The following is a 17,192-nucleotide window of genomic DNA, read 5'->3' on the forward strand; positions in this document are numbered from 1 at the left end:
GGCGACCCGCGTCATTGTTGTAATCTGGCACGGAAACGGGAGGTCTGAAATGAGAGACTTCCCTCAATTCAGGACGTCGCGGCCGCTAGTGCGTGAAGCGCTCCACCGCGATCGCAGTGGCTTCGCCACCGCCGATGCAGAGTGCCGCAACGCCGCGCTTGAGGTTGTTGGCCTCGAGCGCATGCAGCAGCGTCACGATCAGCCGTGCGCCGGTGGCGCCGATCGGATGGCCGAGCGCACAGGCGCCGCCATTGATGTTGAGCTTTTCGCGGGGAATGCCGAGATCGCGCTGCGCTGCCATCGCGACCACTGCGAACGCTTCGTTGATCTCAAAGAGATCGACATCGCCTGCGCTCCAGCCGACCTTGTCGAGCAGCTTGCGGATCGCCGGGATCGGCGCGGTGGTGAACCATTGCGGCTCCTGGCTGTGGGTGACATGCCCTTTGATCACGGCGAGTGCGGGCAGGCCGTTACGATCGGCGAGCGAGCGCTTCGTCAGCACCAGTGCGGCGGCGCCATCGGCATTGGCGGAGGCGGCCGCGGGCGTGATGGTGCCGTTGGCGCGGAACGCCGGCTTCAATCCGGGAATCTTCGCGGGATCGACCTTCAGTGGGTGCTCGTCATTGGCAATCACGCGCGGTCCGGCCTTCTCGGTCAGCGTGATCGGTGCGATCTCCGCCTTGAAGGCGCCGCCCTCGACCGCCTTGCGCGCGCGGCTCAGCGTCTCCATCGCGTAGGCGTCCTGGTCCTTGCGGGTGAACTGATAGGCCTCGGCCGTCGCCTCGCCGAAATCGCCCATGGAGCGGCCGGTCTCGTAGGCGTCTTCCAGGCCGTCCATCATCATGTGGTCGATGATGCGGTCGTGGCCGGCGCGATAGCCGCCGCGCGCCTTCGCCAGAAGATACGGCGCGTTGCTCATGCTCTCCATGCCGCCGGAGACGACGATCTCGGCCGAGCCGGCGCGGATGATGTCGTGCGCCAGCATGGTCGCCTTCATGCCGGAGCCGCAGACCTTGTTGACCGTGGTCGCCCCGGTCGCGTCGGGGAGGCCCGCGCCACGTGCAGCCTGGCGCGCGGGGGCCTGGCCCTGGCCGGCCGGCAGCACGCAGCCCATGAACACCTCATCCACTCTCTCGGGCGCGAGCTTGGCGCGTTCCAGCGCCGCATTGATCACGTGCGATCCGAGCTTGTGCGCGGCAAGCGGCGACAACTCGCCCATGAAGCGGCCGAGCGGGGTGCGGGCGGCGGAGACGATGACGACGGGATCGGCGGCTTCGGCCATGACGAGACTCCCTGGCGATGGCGACTGAGATTATGGTCATCATATGATGCGGCGCAAAAAATGCAACCGCGCGAGCATGAGAAATTGTCGTGGATTGGATGAGAATTGGTCGTTCGAACGGAGGAGTCGCTACCGCTTCCGGTTCACAAACGCCTGCATCAGCCGCGTGGGCTCGTCCGTCAGAAACGACTCGCCGAACACCTTGACGCTCAAATTCACCGACTCCGTCAATGGCAGCTCCTCCCATTGCCGCAGCAGCGCCTTCTGCGAACGCAGCGCCTCGGGGCCGCATTCGAGCAGCGCGTTCACGAGATGCTCGATCTCGGCATCCAGTCCGCCGGCCGGCGCGATTCTGTCGATCAGGCCCCAGGCCAGCGCCGTCGGCGCGTCGATATTCTCCGCGGTCATCACCAGCCAGCGCGCGCGGGCCCAGCCGATCAGGCGCGGCAGCAGCGCGGCGTGGATCACCGATGGAATGCCGACGCGCACCTCCGGCATGCCGAAATGCGCATCATGCGCGGCGATGCGGAAATCGCAGGCCGCGGCGACTTCGAGCCCGCCGCCGAGGCACCAGCCGGGCAGGCGCGCGATCACGGGGGCCGGGAAGTGGCGTACCGCTTCGCAGAGATCGCGCAGGCGGCTGATGAACGCTTCGGCCGATGTCTGGTCGAGCTTGGCCATCTCCTTGATGTCGGCGCCGCCGATCATGCTCTTCTCGCTCTGGCCGCGTAGCACCATGATTCGGATGCTGCGGTCGCTGGCAAGCTTTTGCAGGCCTTCGCGCACTGCATCGGTCACGGGCGATCCCAGAATATTCAGCGGGCCGGCATTGCAGATCGCGACATGGACGACGCCACGGGCATCGCGCGTCACGCCGCAGTGGTTGTTGAGCATTTCCATCGTGGGATCTCTGAGTTTCGTGGATGCGCGCGGCCGCACCGGTCGGGTTCACTTCCGGGCCGAAATGCATTGCTTGTCAAGCGGGGATGGGCGGTGGAGTTGCCAGCGCGAAGTCCGCAGCATAGTATGATATTTATCATACAAAGGGATGGACATGACCAAACTCGCTCAACTCGACCTGTTTTCGCCAGCGCAGCGGCGCGAGCGCGTGGTGGATTGGCAGGTGCCGGCGCCGGTTGCGAAAGCGGCCATGGGCCTTTCCGGCATCGACGCCATGCGCGGCATCCGCGACGGCTGGCTGCCGCCCCCACCCTTCGCCAAGCTGATCGGTTTCGTCATGGCCGTGGTCGAGCCGGGCCGGATCGTGATGGAACTGGAGCCGCGCGAGGATCTCGAAAATACCATCGGCCTCCTGCACGGGGCGACCGCCGCCGCGCTCCTCGACACCGCCATGGGCTGCGCGATTTCCACGCGGCTGGAGGCCGGGCAGTCGTCGGTGACGCTCGACCTGAAAATGACCTTTCTGCGTCCGCTCTCGGTCCGGTCGGGGCTGATCTCGGCCGAAGGCAAGATCATCAAGCTGGGGCGCCAGAGCAGCTACACCGAAGGCTTCGTGCGCGACGGCAAAGGCGCCCTCGCAGTCCATGCAACTGCAACCTTTTCCATGATCGGCAACAATTTTACCGGGAATTAATGCGCCGCCGGACCGATATTCGTGTTATGAGATGACCTCCGACATCCAATGAGAGCCGCATGCGCTATTCCCGGGAACACAAGCAGGAAACCCACGACCGCATCGTGAAGAAGGCGTCCGTGCGGCTGCGCGAAAAGGGTGCCCACGGCATCGGCGTCGCCGACCTCATGAAGGAGGCGGGCCTCACCCATGGCGGCTTCTACGCGCATTTCGATTCGCGCGAGGCGCTGGTGATCGAGGCCTTCGGCTACGCCATGGACCGCGCAATGGAGCACTGGCGCAAGCAGTCCGATCAGGTCGCGCCCGAAAAGCAGCTTGCCCAGATCGTTGAGACCTATCTCTCCATATTGCACCGCGACAATCCCGGCCACGGCTGCTCGATCCCCGCGCTCGGCGCCGAGATCGCCCGCGAGAGCCCGAAGACGCGAAAAGCCTTTGCCGGCAAGCTCGACGAGATGGTCGAGATGATCACCGATTTCATCCCCAATTTGCCGCGCAAGGCCGCGCGCAAGCAGGCGATCGCGACGCTGGCCACGATGGCCGGTACCATGCTGCTGGCGCGGATCGCCGGCTCCAGCGAGCTGTCGGACGAGGTGCTGAGGGCCGGGAAGGACAGCGCGCTTGAGGGTGCGAAGCGTGAGCCTGCGAAGGCTGCACCGGCCAAGAAGAAGCAGAACTAGAGCGGTGCGGTAGGGTGGGCAAAGGCGCTCTTGCGCCGTGCCCACCATCTCTCCGCGTTCGCGTTTGGCAATGGTGGGCACGCTTCGCTTTGCCGCACCCTACGGGAGCCGCGTCTATCGCCCCGCAAACAACGCCCGCTCGCGCTCCACGATCTCGCCGATGTAATCCGCCACCGCCCTGATCCGCGCGAGATCCTTGCTGTCGGCGTGCATCAGCATCCAGAACGTGCGCGTGATCGAAACCTCCTCCGGCAGCACCGCGACAAGCTGCGGATAGTCGCTCGCCATGAAATGCGGCAGCACCGCGATGCCGAAGCCTGATAGCGTGGCGTTGAGCTGCGCGATCAGATTGGCGCTGCGAAAGCGCGCCGAGATGCGCGGCGACACCTGCGGCAGATAATCGAGCTCGGGCGTGAACAGCAGCTCCTCGATGTAGCCGACGAAGCGGTGCTGCGGCAGCACCTCGCGCGAGGCGATCTTCGGGAAACGGTCGAGATAGGCCGGCGAGGCATAGAGCCCGAGGCGGTAATCGAGCAGCTTGCGGCCGACGATGCGGCCTTCCTTCGGCATGGTCAGGCTGATCGCGATATCGGCCTCGCGCTTGGAGAGACTGAACAGCCGCGCGGTGGCTACAAGTTGCAGATCGAGATCAGGATAGCGGTCGGCGAAGGGCGCCAGCCGCGGTGCCAGGAAGGCGGTGCCGAACCCGTCAGGCGCGCCGATCCGCACTGTCCCGGTCAGTCGTGCCACGGAGCCGCCGACCTGCTCCTGGTTGGCGACGATGGTGGATTCCATCGCCTCGGCGCTGTCGGCGACGCGCTGGCCGGCCTCGGTGAGGAGGTAGCCGGTCTTGCGCCGGTCGAACAGCTTGGCTGAGAGGTGCTTTTCCAGCCGGTCCACACGGCGGATCACCGTGGCATGGTCGACGCCGAGCTGTTTTGCCGCAGCCGACACCGAGCCGCCCCGCACGATGGCCAGCACGAAGCGGAAGTCGTCCCAGTCGATGTGACCTTGATCCAGCATTTTCGCACATCTATGGTGCATTATCTCAGACTTGAATCCTATAAAATGCAGGTCGATAGGATTTGTCAAAGCGGATCAGGCCTGAAGGAGTTCATTCCATGCGCGCAGTCGGACATTTCATCGGTGGCAAGGAGGTCAAGGGCACCTCGGGCCGCACCGCCGACGTCTTCGAGCCGATGACCGGTGATGTCCAGGCCAAGGTCGCGCTGGCGTCCAAGGCCGAAGTCCGCGCCGCCGTCGAGAACGCGCGCGCAGCACAGCCCGAGTGGGCCGCGACCAACCCGCAGCGGCGCGCCCGCGTCATGACGAAATTCGTCGAGCTGGTGCAGCGCGACTACGACAAGCTCGCCGAGTTGCTCGCGCGCGAGCACGGCAAGACCGTGCCCGACGCCAAGGGCGACATCCAGCGCGGTCTCGAAGTCGCCGAATTCGCCTGCGGCATCCCTCATCTGATGAAGGGCGAGTACACCGAAGGCGCCGGCCCCGGCATCGACATCTATTCGCTGCGCCAGCCGCTCGGCGTCGTCGCCGGCATCACGCCGTTCAACTTCCCGGCGATGATCCCGATGTGGAAATTCGCGCCCGCGATCGCCTGCGGCAACGCGTTCATCCTCAAGCCGTCCGAGCGCGATCCCGGCGTGCCGATGATGCTTGCCGAGCTGATGATCGAGGCGGGCCTGCCGGCCGGCATCCTCAACGTCGTCAACGGCGACAAGGAAGCCGTCGACGCCATCCTCGACGATCCCGATATCAAGGCCGTCGGCTTCGTCGGCTCCACGCCGATCGCGCAATATATCTATGAGCGCGCCGCCCAGACCGGCAAGCGCTGCCAATGCTTCGGCGGTGCCAAGAACCACGCCGTCATCATGCCGGATGCCGACATGGATCAGGCCGTCGACGCTCTGATCGGCGCGGGTTACGGCTCGGCCGGCGAGCGCTGCATGGCGGTTTCGGTCGCCGTGCCCGTCGGCAAGACCACCGCGGACCGCCTCATGGAAAAGCTGATCCCGCGCGTCGAGTCCTTGAAGATCGGCACCTCGATCGATCCGTCCGCCGATTACGGTCCGCTGGTGACGCGCGAGGCGGTCGAGAAGGTCAAGAGCTACATCGATATCGGCATCAAGGAAGGCGCGACGCTCGCCGTCGACGGCCGCGGCTTCAAGATGCAGGGCTACGAGAAGGGCTTCTATCTCGGCGGTTCGCTGTTCGACAACGTCACCAAGGACATGCGGATCTACAAGGAAGAGATCTTTGGCCCCGTGCTCTCGGTCGTGCGCGCGCACGACTACAAGGAAGCGCTGGCGCTGCCGTCCGACCATGACTACGGCAACGGCGTCGCCATCTTCACCCGCGACGGTGACGCCGCGCGCGACTTCGCGGCCAAGGTCAATGTCGGCATGGTCGGCATCAACGTGCCGATCCCGGTGCCGATCGCCTATTACACCTTCGGCGGCTGGAAGAAGTCGGGCTTCGGCGATCTCAACCAGCACGGTCCGGACTCGATCCGCTTCTACACCAAGACCAAGACGGTGACCTCGCGCTGGCCGTCCGGCGTCAAGGAAGGTGCGGAGTTCTCGATCCCGCTGATGAAGTAATCTCCTCGGCCGTCATTGCGAGGAGCCCGCGACAAAATTGCGAAGCAATTTTGCGCTGGTGCGACGAAGCAATCCAGCATCTTTCCGCGGAGGCGGTCTGGATTGCTTCGCTTCGCTCGCAATGACGAGAGAAAAATGAGCAACCCAGCATGCAGTTCGCTCTGAACGAGGATCAGGTCGCGGTTCGCGATATGGCGTTGGCGTTTGCGGCGGAAAAGATCGCGCCGCACGCGCTGCGCTGGGACGAGGAGAAGCATTTCCCCGTCGAGGTGATGCGCGAGGCGGCCACCCTCGGCATGGGCGGCATCTATATCCGCGAGGATGTCGGCGGTTCCGCCATGACGCGGTTCGACGCGGCGCTGATCTTCGAGGCGCTGGCGACGGGCTGCCCGACCACCTCGGCCTTCATCTCTATCCACAACATGGCAAGCTGGATGATCGATGCCTACGGCAACGACACCCAGCGCCACACATGGCTGCCGAAGCTCTGCACCATGGAGCTGATCGCGAGCTACTGCCTGACCGAGCCGGGCGCCGGCTCGGATGCGGCCGCGTTGCGCGCCCGCGCGGTGCGCGACGGCGATCACTATGTGCTCAACGGCCAGAAGCAGTTCATCTCCGGCGCCGGCGGCACCGATCTCCTGGTCGTGATGGTCAGGACCGGTGGCGATGGCCCCGGCGGCATCTCGACCCTCGTTATCGACGGCAAGACGCCGGGCGTCTCGTTCGGCGCCAATGAGCGCAAAATGGGCTGGAACGCGCAGCCGACCCGCGCCGTGATTTTCGAGAACGCCCGCGTGCCTGTTACCAACCGGCTCAGCGAGGAGGGCGTCGGCTTCAGGATCGCGATGGCCGGCCTCGATGGCGGCCGCCTCAATATCACGGCTTGCTCGCTCGGCGGCGCGCAGACCGCGCTCGACAAGGCGCGCAGCTACATGAAAGAGCGCAAGGCGTTCGGCAAACGCCTCGACGAATTCCAGGCGCTGCAGTTCCGCCTCGCTGACATGGCGATCGAACTGGAAGCGGCGCGCACTTTCCTGTGGCGCGCTGCTGCCGCGCTCGACCGCAAAGACCCCGACGCCACCATGCTGTGCGCGATGGCAAAACGCTTCGGCACCGATGTCGGCTTCGAGGTCGCCAACCACGCGCTCCAGCTTCACGGCGGCTACGGGTACTTGAGCGAATACGGTATCGAGAAGATCGTGCGCGATCTGCGCGTGCACCAGATCCTCGAAGGCACCAACGAAATCATGCGGCTCATCGTGGCGCGCAAACTGATCGAGGGCGCGCGATGAGTTCGGTGGAAGAGGGCGACCTGATCGTTCGCCGCGAGGGCGCGGCTGGTGTGATCCGCCTGAATCGTCCGAAGGCGATCAATGCCATGACGCTGGAGATGTCCGAGGGCATCGATGCTGCGCTTGACCGCTTCGAGACCGATCGTGAAGTCGCCGTGATCATCCTGGAAGGCGCCGGCGAACGTGGCCTGTGCGCCGGCGGCGACATCCGTGGCCTCTGGGAGAGCTCGCGCGAAGGCGGCGACCTCGGCGCGCGGTTCTGGCGCCAGGAATACGTCATGAATGCGCGGATCGCGAAATATCCGAAGCCGTATGTCGCCTTCATGGACGGCCTCGTGATGGGCGGCGGCGTCGGCCTGTCCGGTCATGCCAGCCATCGAATCGTCACCGATCGTACCAGGCTTGCGATGCCCGAGGTCGGGCTCGGCTTCTTCCCGGATGTCGGCGGCACCTGGCTGCTGTCGCGCTCGCCGGGTGAGATCGGCACTTATTTCGGCCTGACCGGCCAGACCATGAACGGACCCGACGCGATCCATGCAAAATTTGCGGATGCCGTGGTGCCTGCGGCGAAATGGCCTGAGCTGCGCGCGGCGCTGACGAAGGTTCGTGAGGGCGTGACTGCGGCTGATGTCACCAAGCTCATCAACGGAGTTGCAACCGGCGAAACCTCAGGGCCGGTGGCCGCAAAAGAACCGATCATCGACGCGTTATTCGGTTTCGACCGTATGGAAGACATCTTCGCGGCGCTCAAGCGCGATGGCTCGGAGTTCGCGCTGGCGACGCTCAAGACGCTCAACGAAAAATCGCCGCGCGGCATGGTGGTTACCCTAAAACTCTTGCGGCTGGCGCGCAGCGCGTCGAGCCTGGAACAGTGTCTGGTGCGCGAATATCGCGCTGCGCTGGAAGTCTTCCGCAGCGACGATTTTCGCGAAGGCGTGCGCGCGGCCGTGATCGACAAGGACCGCAATCCGAGCTGGTCGCCGCCGCGGATCGAGGATGTGACGCCGCAAATGCTCGCGCCATATCTTGCCGAGATCGGCGCCGACGAGCTGAAGTTCAACTAATCAACGAAACGCATCACGGGAGGACATCGAGATGGCCACGATCGCATTCATCGGTCTCGGCAACATGGGCGGCCCGATGGCCGCCAATCTGGTCAAGGCCGGCCACAAGGTGGTGGCCTTCGATCTCGCCGAGGCCTCGCGCAATCAGGCCAAGGCCGACGGCGCCAGCATCGGCGAAAGTGCCGCGAGTTCGGTCAAGGGCGCCGACGTTGTCGTCACCATGCTGCCGGCCGGCAAGCATGTGCTCGGCGTCTGGAACGAGGTGGTGCCCGCCATGGCCAAGGGCGCGCTGATCATCGACAGCTCCACCATCGACGTCGAGAGTGCGCGGCAGGCGCATGCGCTCGCGGCTAGGCATGGCGTGCTCTCGGTCGATGCGCCGGTCTCCGGCGGCACCGGCGGGGCCAAGGGCGCGACGCTCACCTTCATGTGCGGTGGCGAGGAGGGCGCGTTCGCTGCGGCCAAGCCGGTGCTGGAAAATATGGGCAAGAAGATTGTGCATTGCGGCGGCAGCGGCGCCGGCCAGGCGGCGAAGATCTGCAACAACATGATCCTCGGCATTTCCATGATCGCGGTCAGCGAGGCGTTTGTGTTGGCTGAGAAGCTCGGGCTCTCGCATCAGGCGCTGTTCGACGTCGCCTCGACCTCGTCGGGTCAGTGCTGGTCGCTCACGACCTATTGCCCGGTGCCGGGCCCGGTGCCGACCTCGCCCGCCAACAATGATTACAAGCCGGGCTTTGCCTCGGCGCTGATGGTGAAGGATCTGACCCTGGCGCAGGACGCTGCGAAGGCCGCCGGCGCAGCAACGCCGCTCGGCCAGCACGCGCAGGAGATTTACCAGGCCTTCGACAGGGCGGGTCAGGGCGGGGTGGATTTTTCCGGAATTATCAAGCACGTTAGGGGGCTGACCGGGAAAGCTTAATGACGACGTTTCAGGAAGCGCGCGCGTTTCTGCTGCACAACCGCACGGATTACGAGACAGCAGTCAGGGATTTCCGCTGGCCCGATCCGGTTGCTTTCAACTGGGCGCTCGACTGGTTCGACGAGCTGGCGAAAGATGCGGAAGCCAAGGACAGACCCGCGCTCTGGATCGTCGATGCCGCGCAGGACAAGCAGACCAAACTGTCTTTCGCGGCGCTCTCGAAGCGCTCCAATCAGGTCGCCAACTTTCTCCGCGCGCAGGGCCTGAAGCGTGGCGATCATCTTCTGCTTCTCCTCGGCAATGTAGTCCCGCTCTGGGAGACGATGCTCGCCGCGATGAAGCTCGGCGTCGTCGTGATTCCCGCGACCACGTTGCTTACCGCGGATGAGCTGCGCGACCGGCTCGATCGCGGCAAGGCCAAGGCGGTGGTGGCGGCCGAAGACCAGGTCGCGAAATTCACAAGCCTCGACGCCGAGAACATCGTGCGCATCGTGGTCGGCGCGGCCTCCGACGGCTGGCTCGCCTATGATGAGGCAACGAAAGCGCCGGAAAGTTTTGCCGCTGACGGTCCGACCAAGGCCAACGACCCGATGCTGCTCTATTTCACCTCGGGCACGACGGCAAAACCAAAGCTGGTGCGGCACAGTCAGCGCAGCTATCCCGTCGGGCATCTCTCGACCATGTACTGGATCGGGCTGAAGCCCGGCGATATCCATCTCAACATCTCCTCGCCCGGCTGGGCCAAGCACGCCTGGAGTTGCTTCTTCGCGCCGTGGAATGCGGGTGCGACCGTGTTCGTGGTCAACCAGCCGCGCTTCGATGCCAAAGGTCTGCTCGCCACCATTGGTCGTTGCGGCGTCACCACGCTGTGCGCGCCGCCGACGGTGTGGCGGCTGTTCATCCAGGAGAACCTGGCGTCGTTCAAGGTGAGCTTGCGCGAAGTCTGCGGCGCCGGGGAGCCGCTCAACCCTGAGGTGATCGACCGGGTCCAGGCCGCCTGGAGCCTCACCATCCGCGACGGCTACGGCCAGACTGAAACGACCGCACTCGCCGGCAACTCGCCGGGGCAGAAGATCAAGGTCGGCTCGATGGGCCGGCCGCTGCCGGGCTTTCGCGTGCAGGTGAGCGATGCCGACGGCCATCCGGCCAGGGAAGGCGAGGTGGCGTTGCTGCTCGGCACTGACCGTCCGGCTGGCCTGATGCAGGGCTATCAGGGCGATGACGGCGAGCTCTCGGGCGCCGAAGGCGAGCTCTATCGCAGCGGCGACGTCGTGTTCGAAGACGAGGATGGTTACCTCACCTTCGTCGGCCGCTCCGACGACGTGTTCAAATCCTCCGACTATCGCATTAGTCCGTTCGAGCTGGAGAGCGTGCTGCTCGAGCACGAGCTGGTTGCCGAAGCCGCGGTGGTGCCGAGCCCCGATCCGATCCGGCTCGCGATCCCCAAGGCCTTCGTGCTGCTGACCTCGGGCGCCGAGCGAACGCCGGAGACAGCACTCTCCATCTTCAGGCACCTGCACACGCGGCTTGCGCCATTCAAGCGCATCCGCCGCCTCGAAATCGTCACCGAACTGCCGAAGACGATCTCTGGCAAAATCCGCCGCGTGCAGCTACGACGGCTCGAACGCGACGATGATCGCAACGATCCGCTGCGCGGCCGGGAATTCCGCGAGGAGGATTTTCCGGAGTTGCCGAAAACAAGAAGTGAGACCTGACGCGACATGAACGAAATCTGGAAGAAGCCGCCGATCACGCTGGAAGCCTATCAGGCCCTGGTTGGCAAGGAGATCGGCGTGTCGTCCTGGCACCTGATCGATCAGCCCCGCATCGATAGCTATGCCGAGGTGACCGAGGATCGCCAGTTCATCCATGTCGACCCCGAGCGTGCCAAGAAGGAAACCGCCTTCGGCACCACCATCGCGCACGGCTTCCTGACGATGTCTATGATGTCGGTGATGTCCTACGAGGTGATGCCGGCGATTGCGGGTACCACGATGGGCGTCAATTACGGCTTCGACAAGCTGCGCTTCATCTCGCCGGTCCGCTCGGGCAAGCGCGTCCGCGGCCGTTTCGTGCTGGCGGAAGCCAAGCTGCGCAAGCCCAACGAGTTGCAGTCCCGTACCAGCGTGACGGTGGAGATCGAAGGCGAGGACAAGCCCGCGCTGGTCGCCGATTGGCTAGGCTTGATCTATTTCGCGTAAGTCAGCCGGACGTGGCCGGGCTTGACCCGGCCTTCCATCGCTGCTCAAAACCCTCTCGATTTTGATAGATGGCCGGGTGAGGACCCGGTCATGACGCCTCACATCCAGGAAGCACACCCATGGCAATCAGGTTCGACGGACGCGTCGCCATCGTCACCGGCGCGGGCAATGGTCTCGGCAAGGCGCATGCGCTGGGCCTGGCGAGCCGCGGCGCGAAAGTCGTCGTCAATGATTTCGGCGGCGCGCGTGACGGCAGCGGCGGCTCCCTCTCGCCGGCCGAGACCGTCGTCGAGGAGATCCGCAAGGCCGGCGGCACCGCGATGGCCGACGGCGCCGACGTCTCGAATTTCGAGCAGGTCACCGCCATGGTCGAGCGCGCCACCAAGGAGTGGGGCAGCGTCGACATCATGTGCGCCAATGCCGGCATCCTGCGCGACAAGTCGTTCGGCAAGATGGAAGCGACCGATTTCCAGAAGGTGCTCGACGTGCATCTCGTCGGCACCTTCTATTGCTGCAAAGCGGTCTGGGCCGGCATGCGCGACCGCAATTACGGCCGCATCGTGCTGACGACCTCGTCCTCCGGCCTCTATGGCAATTTCGGCCAGGCCAATTACGGCGCGGCCAAGTCCGGCATGGTCGGCTTGATGAACGTGCTGGCGGAAGAGGGCCGCAAGACCAACATCCGCGTCAACATCATCTCGCCGACCGCGGCCACCCGCATGACGGAAGAGCTGCTGCCGCCGCAGGCGCTGCAGCTCATGAAGCCGAACGCGATCACGCCCGCCGTCGAGTACATGCTGAGCGAGGACGCGCCGACCCGTACCATCATGGGCGCCGGTGCCGGCTCCTTCGCCGTGATCAAGATTGTGGAGAGCGAAGGCATCAATCTGCCGGAGTCCGACTGGACCCCCGACGCGATCGCTGCGCATTTCGCCGAGATCAGCGACATGTCGAAGGCAAAAGCGCTGACGGGTGCGTTCGAGCAGACCCAGAAGTATGTGGCGCAGGCCGCTGCGCGGGCGGGGATCAAGCTCTGACTGACGTCGCCGTCATCGGTGCCGGTCCCGCCGGGCTGATGGCGGCGGAGGCGCTCGTGTCGGGTGGCGCCCGCGTCACCGTCTATGACGCCATGCCGTCCGCAGGCCGCAAATTCCTGATGGCCGGCCGTGGCGGTCTCAATCTCACGCACAGCGAGCCGTTGGCGGATTTTCTTGCGCGCTACCGGGAAGCAATGCCGGATCTGCGCGCGGCGATCGAGGCGTTTCCGCCGGATGCGCTGCGCGACTGGAGCGCGGCACTTGGGCAGCCGACCTTCGTCGGCAGCAGCGGACGGGTGTTTCCCAGAACGTTCAAGGCCTCGCCCTTGCTGCGCGCCTGGCTGCGGCGGCTGGATGCGGCCGGCGTGCAATTCGCGTTTCGGCATCGCTGGACCGGCTGGGACGAGGCGGGCCGGCTCCAATTTCAAACGCCCGATGGCGCGCGTGCCATCGCCCGGAGAGCAACCGTGCTCGCGCTCGGCGGCGCGAGCTGGCCGCGGCTGGGCTCGGATGGCGCTTGGGTCGATTGTCTCGCCGCCAGGGGCGTTGCCGTTTCGAAGCTCAGGCCGGCCAATTCCGGTTTCACGGTCGCATGGTCCGACGTGTTTCGGGATCGGTTCGAAGGCCAGCCGCTCAAGGGCGTGGCGCTGACGGTCGGTGCGCACACGGTGCGCGGCGAAGCCATGATCACCCGCAGCGGTATCGAGGGCGGCGCGATCTACGCGCTGTCGGCAGAGCTGCGCGAGGCGGTGCTGGGGATCGGACGGGCGACGTTGACGATCGCCTTGCGGCCCGATCTCGACGCCGACGCGCTGACCAGGCGGCTGTCGGGCACGCGCGGCAAGCAATCGCTGGCGAACTTTTTGCGCAAGGCGGCACAATTGTCGCCGGTCGGCATCGGGTTGATGCAAGAAGCGGCCATTGCGTCTGGCCGGTCGCTGGCGGCGCTTGCGCCTGCGGAGCTCGCGCATCTGGTGAACGCGATCCCGGTTCAGCTCACCGGTGTTGCCACGATCGATCGCGCCATCTCGTCCGCGGGTGGGATTGCCTTCGATCAGCTCGACGAGCATTTCATGCTGAGCAAACTGCCCGGCGTGTTCGCCGCCGGCGAGATGCTGGATTGGGAAGCGCCGACCGGCGGCTATCTACTGCAGGCGTCGTTTGCGACCGGTGCGGCGGCGGGCAGGGGCGTGTTGGAGTGGCTTGCGTCCTCCTGTTCATGACGTCCCCGTCCTTGTCACGACATCCGTGAGGAAACCGAGCACACCAAAGCTCGCCGCCACCACACAGACCGCGGCCCAGCCGCCAAAACTCCAGGCCAGCGAGGCCGCCGCTGAGCCGATACCGCCGCCGATGAAGAACAGCGCAACGAACAGGCCGTTGATGCGGCCGCGCGCCTCGGGCCGCAGCAGATTGATGGCGCGGCGGCCGAGCGTCTGGTCGGCGGTGATGCCAATGTCGAGCAGGATCGTCCCGAGGCTCAGCACCAGCAGAGCCGCCACGCGCGATTCCATCGTACCGGCCCAGGCGCAGAGCGCGAGCGAGCCGATGATGCCCAGATGTGCGGCGAAGAACAGCGGACGTGCCCAGCCCTTGTCGCCCCAGCGGCCTGCAAGCGGCGTCGCCGCGGCGCCGATCAGCGCGAAAGCAGCTATGCCCTTGGCGTCGAGCGCAAACGGTGCTTCCGGCAGGCGCAGCGCGACCGCGGACCAGAATGCGGTGAAAGATGCCATGACCAGCGATGCGGTCCAGGCCCGCACGCGCAGTACCGGCTCTTCCCGCAGCAATTTTGGGAACGAGCGCAGCAGTTCGCCGTAGCCGACGCGGGCCGCCGGTTGCAGCGTCGGCAGATAACGGCCGAGCGCACCGGCGAGGAACGTCATCAGGATCGCTGAGGCGAGATAATAGGCGCGCCAACTCCAGAGATCGGCGATCAGGCTCGCGGCAGGTCGGGACAACAGGATGCCGATCATCAATCCGCTCATGACTTCACCGATGGCCTGGCCGCGACGCTCTGGCGCCACCATCGAGGCCACGAGTGGAACCATCATCTGGATCGCGGCGCAGGACGCGCCGAGGACGAAGGTGGCGGTCAGGAGCAGCGAGGGCGTTGGCGCGAGTGCGGTTGCCAGCGCGGCGAGGATCGCGCAGCCGAGCGTGCGCAGGATCAGCAGCCGGTTCTCGATCAGATCGACCAGCGGTACCAGCAACAGCAATCCGAGCGCATAGCCGAGCAGTGTCAGCGTGCTGACGAGGCCAGCCTGCGAGGTGGTCATGGACAGGGATCGGCCGATCAGTCCAACGAGAATCTGCGGCGCGAACAAATTGGTGACGACCACGCCGGTGGTGATGGCGCCGAGCCAGATCAGCGGTCGCTCGGCGAGTTGCTTTCGGGATGCGAGCTTGGTGGTTTCGGAGAGGGTCATGGGGCCTCGCGGGCTGGATGCGGGTCCCTCTTTAAGGCGGGCTGGCAATATGCTACAATTCAATTAAGCCTATAAAGAATATGCGAGTTCGTTATGAACACCCATGACCTCGTCGCGTTCGTTGCTGTGGTCGAGACCGGATCGATCGTTGCGGCCTCGATGCGCCTCAATCTCACCCAGCCTGGCGTGACCCGGCGCATCCAGAATCTCGAGGAGATGCTGGGCGCGCAGTTGTTGGACCGCCTGTCGAAACCGCTGAAGCCCACGGCCGCAGGTCATGAGGCCTATGAGCAGGGCCGGCGCCTGCTGAGGATGCTGGATGATCTCAAGGCCGGCGTCGCTGATGATGGCGTAGTACGCGGCGAGTTCAGGCTCGGCCTCACGCCATTTCTCTCCGAGGCCGGACTCAGCGCGCCGCTCGATGCGGTGCGTGCCGAATTTCCGGCGCTGAGCGTGCGGGTCGTCTCGGGCTGGTCGCCCAACCAGGTCGAGAGGGTCAGCCGCAATGAACTCGATGCCGCTGCGATCTGCCTGCCCGACGGGGCAGTTCCGCCCGCCGATCTCGTCGCCGACGATCTCGGGTCGCAGCCGGTGGTGTTCGTCGTCGCGCGCGAGATGAAGATCCCGCGCACCGTCGACCTCGAGCGTCTGTCGCAGCTCTCATGGGTGATCAACCAGGACGGCTGCGGATTTCGCGACACGCTCAAGCGTCGCTTCGACGCCGAGCATTTGCCGTTCACCGTCGCCGTGGAGGCGCTGGACAGCGAGCTTCGGCTGTCGCTGGTGTCACGCGGTCTGGGCGTCGGGCTGGTCACACCGATTGCGCTGAAGCGCAGCGCGTTTCGAGACAAGCTCAAGCCGGTCGCTGCGCGCGACTTCAATCCCGCCGTGCGTGCATGGCTGGTGCATCGCCCACCGGCCGGCCGTCTGACCGGCCCAATCAAGCTGTTCCGCGACGGCCTGGATCGGGAGCTACAAGCTCTAATTCACGCCTAGCGCAGCTTCCCACGCGCCGCCACCGGCAGCGTGCCGATGATCTCCTCGCCGCGGACCATCACGATCTCGTCCATCATGTTGACGACGACGCAGACGTGGTTTGGCACGATGCGGACGACGTCGCCGACGTTCGGTCGTGTGTTGCTGCGGGAGAGGTCGAGGAAGCCGTGCTCCTCGGCGAAGCGCGCGATCTTGGCTTCGGGGTGCTCCAGGATCAGGCCGTGGCCGTCGAGGCCGCCGGTGTCCGTCGTCAGCGTCTTCGAGCCGGCGTCGAGGATGCCGCGCTCGGGTGCGGCGCGGCTCACCACCGTCGAATAGACGTGCAGGGCGCAATCGTCCCAGGTGGCGGAGCCGGCTGCGACCTGCATGCGGTCGTTGTAAATGTAGGTGCCGAAGCGGTGCTCGGTGCCGCCTTTGAGCTTGCCGATGTTCTTGAGGTTCGGCGTGCCGCCGGTCGAGACGATCTTGGCATCGAGCCCGTGCGCGCGCACGCCGGCCAGCGCCTCGTCGAAGAATTTCTGCGCATCGCCCCAGCCGGTCTCGGTCGGGTAGAGCATGAAGCCGGCAAACTCCAGTCCCCTGGACGCCGCGATCTCGCGCGCGAGCGCAATCGCCTCCGCCGGCGTCTCGACGCCCGCGCGCTTGCGGCCCGTGTCGCATTCGACGACGACCGAGAGCGGACGGCCCGAGGCTGCTGCAGCTTTGGGGAGGCCGGCAACGACGGTCGAATTGTCGGCGGCGACCGTCATGTTGGTTTTGGCATTCAGCGCGCCGAGGCGCGCCATCTTTTCCTCGCCCAGCAGATTGTAGCTGATCAGGATGTCGTCGATGCCGGCATTGGCCATGATCTCGGCCTCGCCGATCTTCTGGCAGGTGATGCCTTTGGCGCCGGCCGCGACCTGCATCTTCGCAATGGTCGGATTCTTGTGCGTCTTGATGTGGGGACGGTTGGCGATGCCGGCGTCGTCGCAGGCCTTCTGGATCCGCGCGATGTTGCGCTCGACCTTGTCCATGTCGATGACGGCGCAGGGCGTACCGTATTCACGGGCGAGTTTTGCGGCAAGAGCAGTTGTCATG

General features: G+C 65.3%; 15 protein-coding genes and 1 pseudogene. 11 read left to right on the forward strand and 5 right to left on the reverse strand.

The features are described 5' to 3' along the window. Window positions 1–85: 85 nt before the first annotated feature. Together ABIC09_RS17950 and ABIC09_RS17955 are read right to left on the reverse strand one after the other, a co-directional pair. Window positions 86–1,282 carry an acetyl-CoA C-acyltransferase gene (locus ABIC09_RS17950; protein ID WP_354110069.1) on the reverse strand — a complete coding sequence of 399 codons (1,197 nt, stop codon included), beginning with the start codon at window positions 1,280–1,282 and terminating at the stop codon, window positions 86–88. Between the two features lie 129 nt (window positions 1,283–1,411). Next, window positions 1,412–2,182, reverse strand: a complete 771-nt coding sequence (locus ABIC09_RS17955) for an enoyl-CoA hydratase (protein ID WP_354034014.1) — start codon at window positions 2,180–2,182, stop codon at window positions 1,412–1,414. Between the two features lie 154 nt (window positions 2,183–2,336). Between ABIC09_RS17955 and ABIC09_RS17960 the strand changes: the two genes are divergently transcribed. Next, the gene (locus ABIC09_RS17960; RefSeq protein WP_354110158.1) at window positions 2,337–2,876 is read left to right on the forward strand and encodes a PaaI family thioesterase; all 540 of its coding nucleotides are present in this window, start codon (window positions 2,337–2,339) and stop codon (window positions 2,874–2,876) included. Between the two features lie 59 nt (window positions 2,877–2,935). Further along, window positions 2,936–3,556: a TetR/AcrR family transcriptional regulator gene (locus ABIC09_RS17965; protein ID WP_354110070.1), complete on the forward strand. Its 621-nt coding sequence runs from the start codon at window positions 2,936–2,938 to the stop codon at window positions 3,554–3,556. Window positions 3,557–3,670: 114 nt separating this feature from the next. Here ABIC09_RS17965 and ABIC09_RS17970 read toward each other — a convergent pair whose 3' ends face one another. Further along, the gene (locus ABIC09_RS17970) at window positions 3,671–4,579 is read right to left on the reverse strand and encodes a LysR family transcriptional regulator (protein ID WP_148749447.1); all 909 of its coding nucleotides are present in this window, start codon (window positions 4,577–4,579) and stop codon (window positions 3,671–3,673) included. 98 nt (window positions 4,580–4,677) lie between these two features. On the opposite strand from ABIC09_RS17970, the gene ABIC09_RS17975 reads away from it, so the two are divergent. The 8 genes and pseudogenes from ABIC09_RS17975 (at window position 4,678) to ABIC09_RS18010 (ending at window position 13,916) form a co-directional block, all read left to right on the forward strand. Then, the gene (locus ABIC09_RS17975) at window positions 4,678–6,174 is read left to right on the forward strand and encodes a CoA-acylating methylmalonate-semialdehyde dehydrogenase (protein ID WP_148749448.1); all 1,497 of its coding nucleotides are present in this window, start codon (window positions 4,678–4,680) and stop codon (window positions 6,172–6,174) included. 149 nt (window positions 6,175–6,323) lie between these two features. Continuing rightward, window positions 6,324–7,469, forward strand: coding sequence for an acyl-CoA dehydrogenase family protein (locus ABIC09_RS17980; protein WP_354110071.1), 1,146 nt, complete (start codon window positions 6,324–6,326; stop codon window positions 7,467–7,469). Next, on the forward strand, window positions 7,466–8,533 hold the full coding sequence (locus tag ABIC09_RS17985; RefSeq protein WP_354110072.1) for an enoyl-CoA hydratase/isomerase family protein: 1,068 nt from the start codon (window positions 7,466–7,468) through the stop codon (window positions 8,531–8,533). Before ABIC09_RS17980 ends, ABIC09_RS17985 begins: the two co-directional genes overlap by 4 nt. A 13-nt stretch (window positions 8,534–8,546) precedes the next feature. Further along, window positions 8,547–9,455, forward strand: a pseudogene (gene mmsB, locus ABIC09_RS17990) (3-hydroxyisobutyrate dehydrogenase); the annotation flags it as partial. Next, window positions 9,455–11,170 (forward strand): AMP-binding protein, encoded by a 1,716-nt coding sequence (locus tag ABIC09_RS17995; RefSeq protein ID WP_354110073.1) that lies wholly within the window; start codon window positions 9,455–9,457, stop codon window positions 11,168–11,170. The pseudogene mmsB and the gene ABIC09_RS17995, both read left to right, overlap by 1 nt. 6 nt (window positions 11,171–11,176) lie before the next feature. Then, a complete protein-coding gene (locus ABIC09_RS18000; RefSeq protein ID WP_354110074.1) occupies window positions 11,177–11,656 on the forward strand; it encodes a MaoC family dehydratase in 480 nt (159 codons plus the stop codon). A gap of 119 nt (window positions 11,657–11,775) precedes the next feature. After that, complete coding sequence (locus ABIC09_RS18005) at window positions 11,776–12,693, forward strand: SDR family NAD(P)-dependent oxidoreductase (protein ID WP_354034027.1); 918 nt, start codon at window positions 11,776–11,778, stop codon at window positions 12,691–12,693. Further along, entirely contained in the window at window positions 12,690–13,916 is a 1,227-nt protein-coding gene (locus tag ABIC09_RS18010) for a BaiN/RdsA family NAD(P)/FAD-dependent oxidoreductase (protein WP_354110159.1), read from the forward strand. Before ABIC09_RS18005 ends, ABIC09_RS18010 begins: the two co-directional genes overlap by 4 nt. Here the strand turns inward: ABIC09_RS18010 and ABIC09_RS18015 are convergent. Continuing rightward, on the reverse strand, window positions 13,911–15,119 hold the full coding sequence (locus tag ABIC09_RS18015) for an MFS transporter (RefSeq protein ID WP_354110075.1): 1,209 nt from the start codon (window positions 15,117–15,119) through the stop codon (window positions 13,911–13,913). The two genes, ABIC09_RS18010 and ABIC09_RS18015, sit on opposite strands and share 6 nt — an antisense overlap. A 93-nt stretch (window positions 15,120–15,212) precedes the next feature. On the opposite strand from ABIC09_RS18015, the gene ABIC09_RS18020 reads away from it, so the two are divergent. Next, window positions 15,213–16,115 carry a LysR family transcriptional regulator gene (locus tag ABIC09_RS18020; RefSeq protein WP_354034030.1) on the forward strand — a complete coding sequence of 301 codons (903 nt, stop codon included), beginning with the start codon at window positions 15,213–15,215 and terminating at the stop codon, window positions 16,113–16,115. Here ABIC09_RS18020 and ABIC09_RS18025 read toward each other — a convergent pair. Continuing rightward, window positions 16,112–17,191, reverse strand: coding sequence for a D-TA family PLP-dependent enzyme (locus ABIC09_RS18025; protein WP_354110076.1), 1,080 nt, complete (start codon window positions 17,189–17,191; stop codon window positions 16,112–16,114). The genes ABIC09_RS18020 and ABIC09_RS18025 overlap by 4 nt on opposite strands. Between the last annotated feature and the right edge of the window lies 1 nt (window position 17,192).

This window comes from Bradyrhizobium sp. S3.12.5 (genome assembly GCF_040548225.1).
Taxonomy (GTDB): domain Bacteria; phylum Pseudomonadota; class Alphaproteobacteria; order Rhizobiales; family Xanthobacteraceae; genus Bradyrhizobium; species Bradyrhizobium cytisi.

What these genes read in the sequence shown, in the direction of transcription:
- ABIC09_RS17950 (WP_354110069.1), bottom strand. Translation starts at nt 1,282, where the DNA reads ATGGCCGAAGCCGCCGATCCCGTCGTCATCGTCTCCGCCGCCCGCACC.
- ABIC09_RS17955 (WP_354034014.1), bottom strand. Translation starts at nt 2,182, where the DNA reads ATGGAAATGCTCAACAACCACTGCGGCGTGACGCGCGATGCCCGTGGC.
- ABIC09_RS17960 (WP_354110158.1), top strand. Translation starts at nt 2,337, where the DNA reads ATGACCAAACTCGCTCAACTCGACCTGTTTTCGCCAGCGCAGCGGCGC.
- ABIC09_RS17965 (WP_354110070.1), top strand. Translation starts at nt 2,936, where the DNA reads ATGCGCTATTCCCGGGAACACAAGCAGGAAACCCACGACCGCATCGTG.
- ABIC09_RS17970 (WP_148749447.1), bottom strand. Translation starts at nt 4,579, where the DNA reads ATGCTGGATCAAGGTCACATCGACTGGGACGACTTCCGCTTCGTGCTG.
- ABIC09_RS17975 (WP_148749448.1), top strand. Translation starts at nt 4,678, where the DNA reads ATGCGCGCAGTCGGACATTTCATCGGTGGCAAGGAGGTCAAGGGCACC.
- ABIC09_RS17980 (WP_354110071.1), top strand. Translation starts at nt 6,324, where the DNA reads ATGCAGTTCGCTCTGAACGAGGATCAGGTCGCGGTTCGCGATATGGCG.
- ABIC09_RS17985 (WP_354110072.1), top strand. Translation starts at nt 7,466, where the DNA reads ATGAGTTCGGTGGAAGAGGGCGACCTGATCGTTCGCCGCGAGGGCGCG.
- ABIC09_RS17995 (WP_354110073.1), top strand. Translation starts at nt 9,455, where the DNA reads ATGACGACGTTTCAGGAAGCGCGCGCGTTTCTGCTGCACAACCGCACG.
- ABIC09_RS18000 (WP_354110074.1), top strand. Translation starts at nt 11,177, where the DNA reads ATGAACGAAATCTGGAAGAAGCCGCCGATCACGCTGGAAGCCTATCAG.
- ABIC09_RS18005 (WP_354034027.1), top strand. Translation starts at nt 11,776, where the DNA reads ATGGCAATCAGGTTCGACGGACGCGTCGCCATCGTCACCGGCGCGGGC.
- ABIC09_RS18015 (WP_354110075.1), bottom strand. Translation starts at nt 15,119, where the DNA reads ATGACCCTCTCCGAAACCACCAAGCTCGCATCCCGAAAGCAACTCGCC.
- ABIC09_RS18020 (WP_354034030.1), top strand. Translation starts at nt 15,213, where the DNA reads ATGAACACCCATGACCTCGTCGCGTTCGTTGCTGTGGTCGAGACCGGA.
- ABIC09_RS18025 (WP_354110076.1), bottom strand. Translation starts at nt 17,191, where the DNA reads ATGACAACTGCTCTTGCCGCAAAACTCGCCCGTGAATACGGTACGCCC.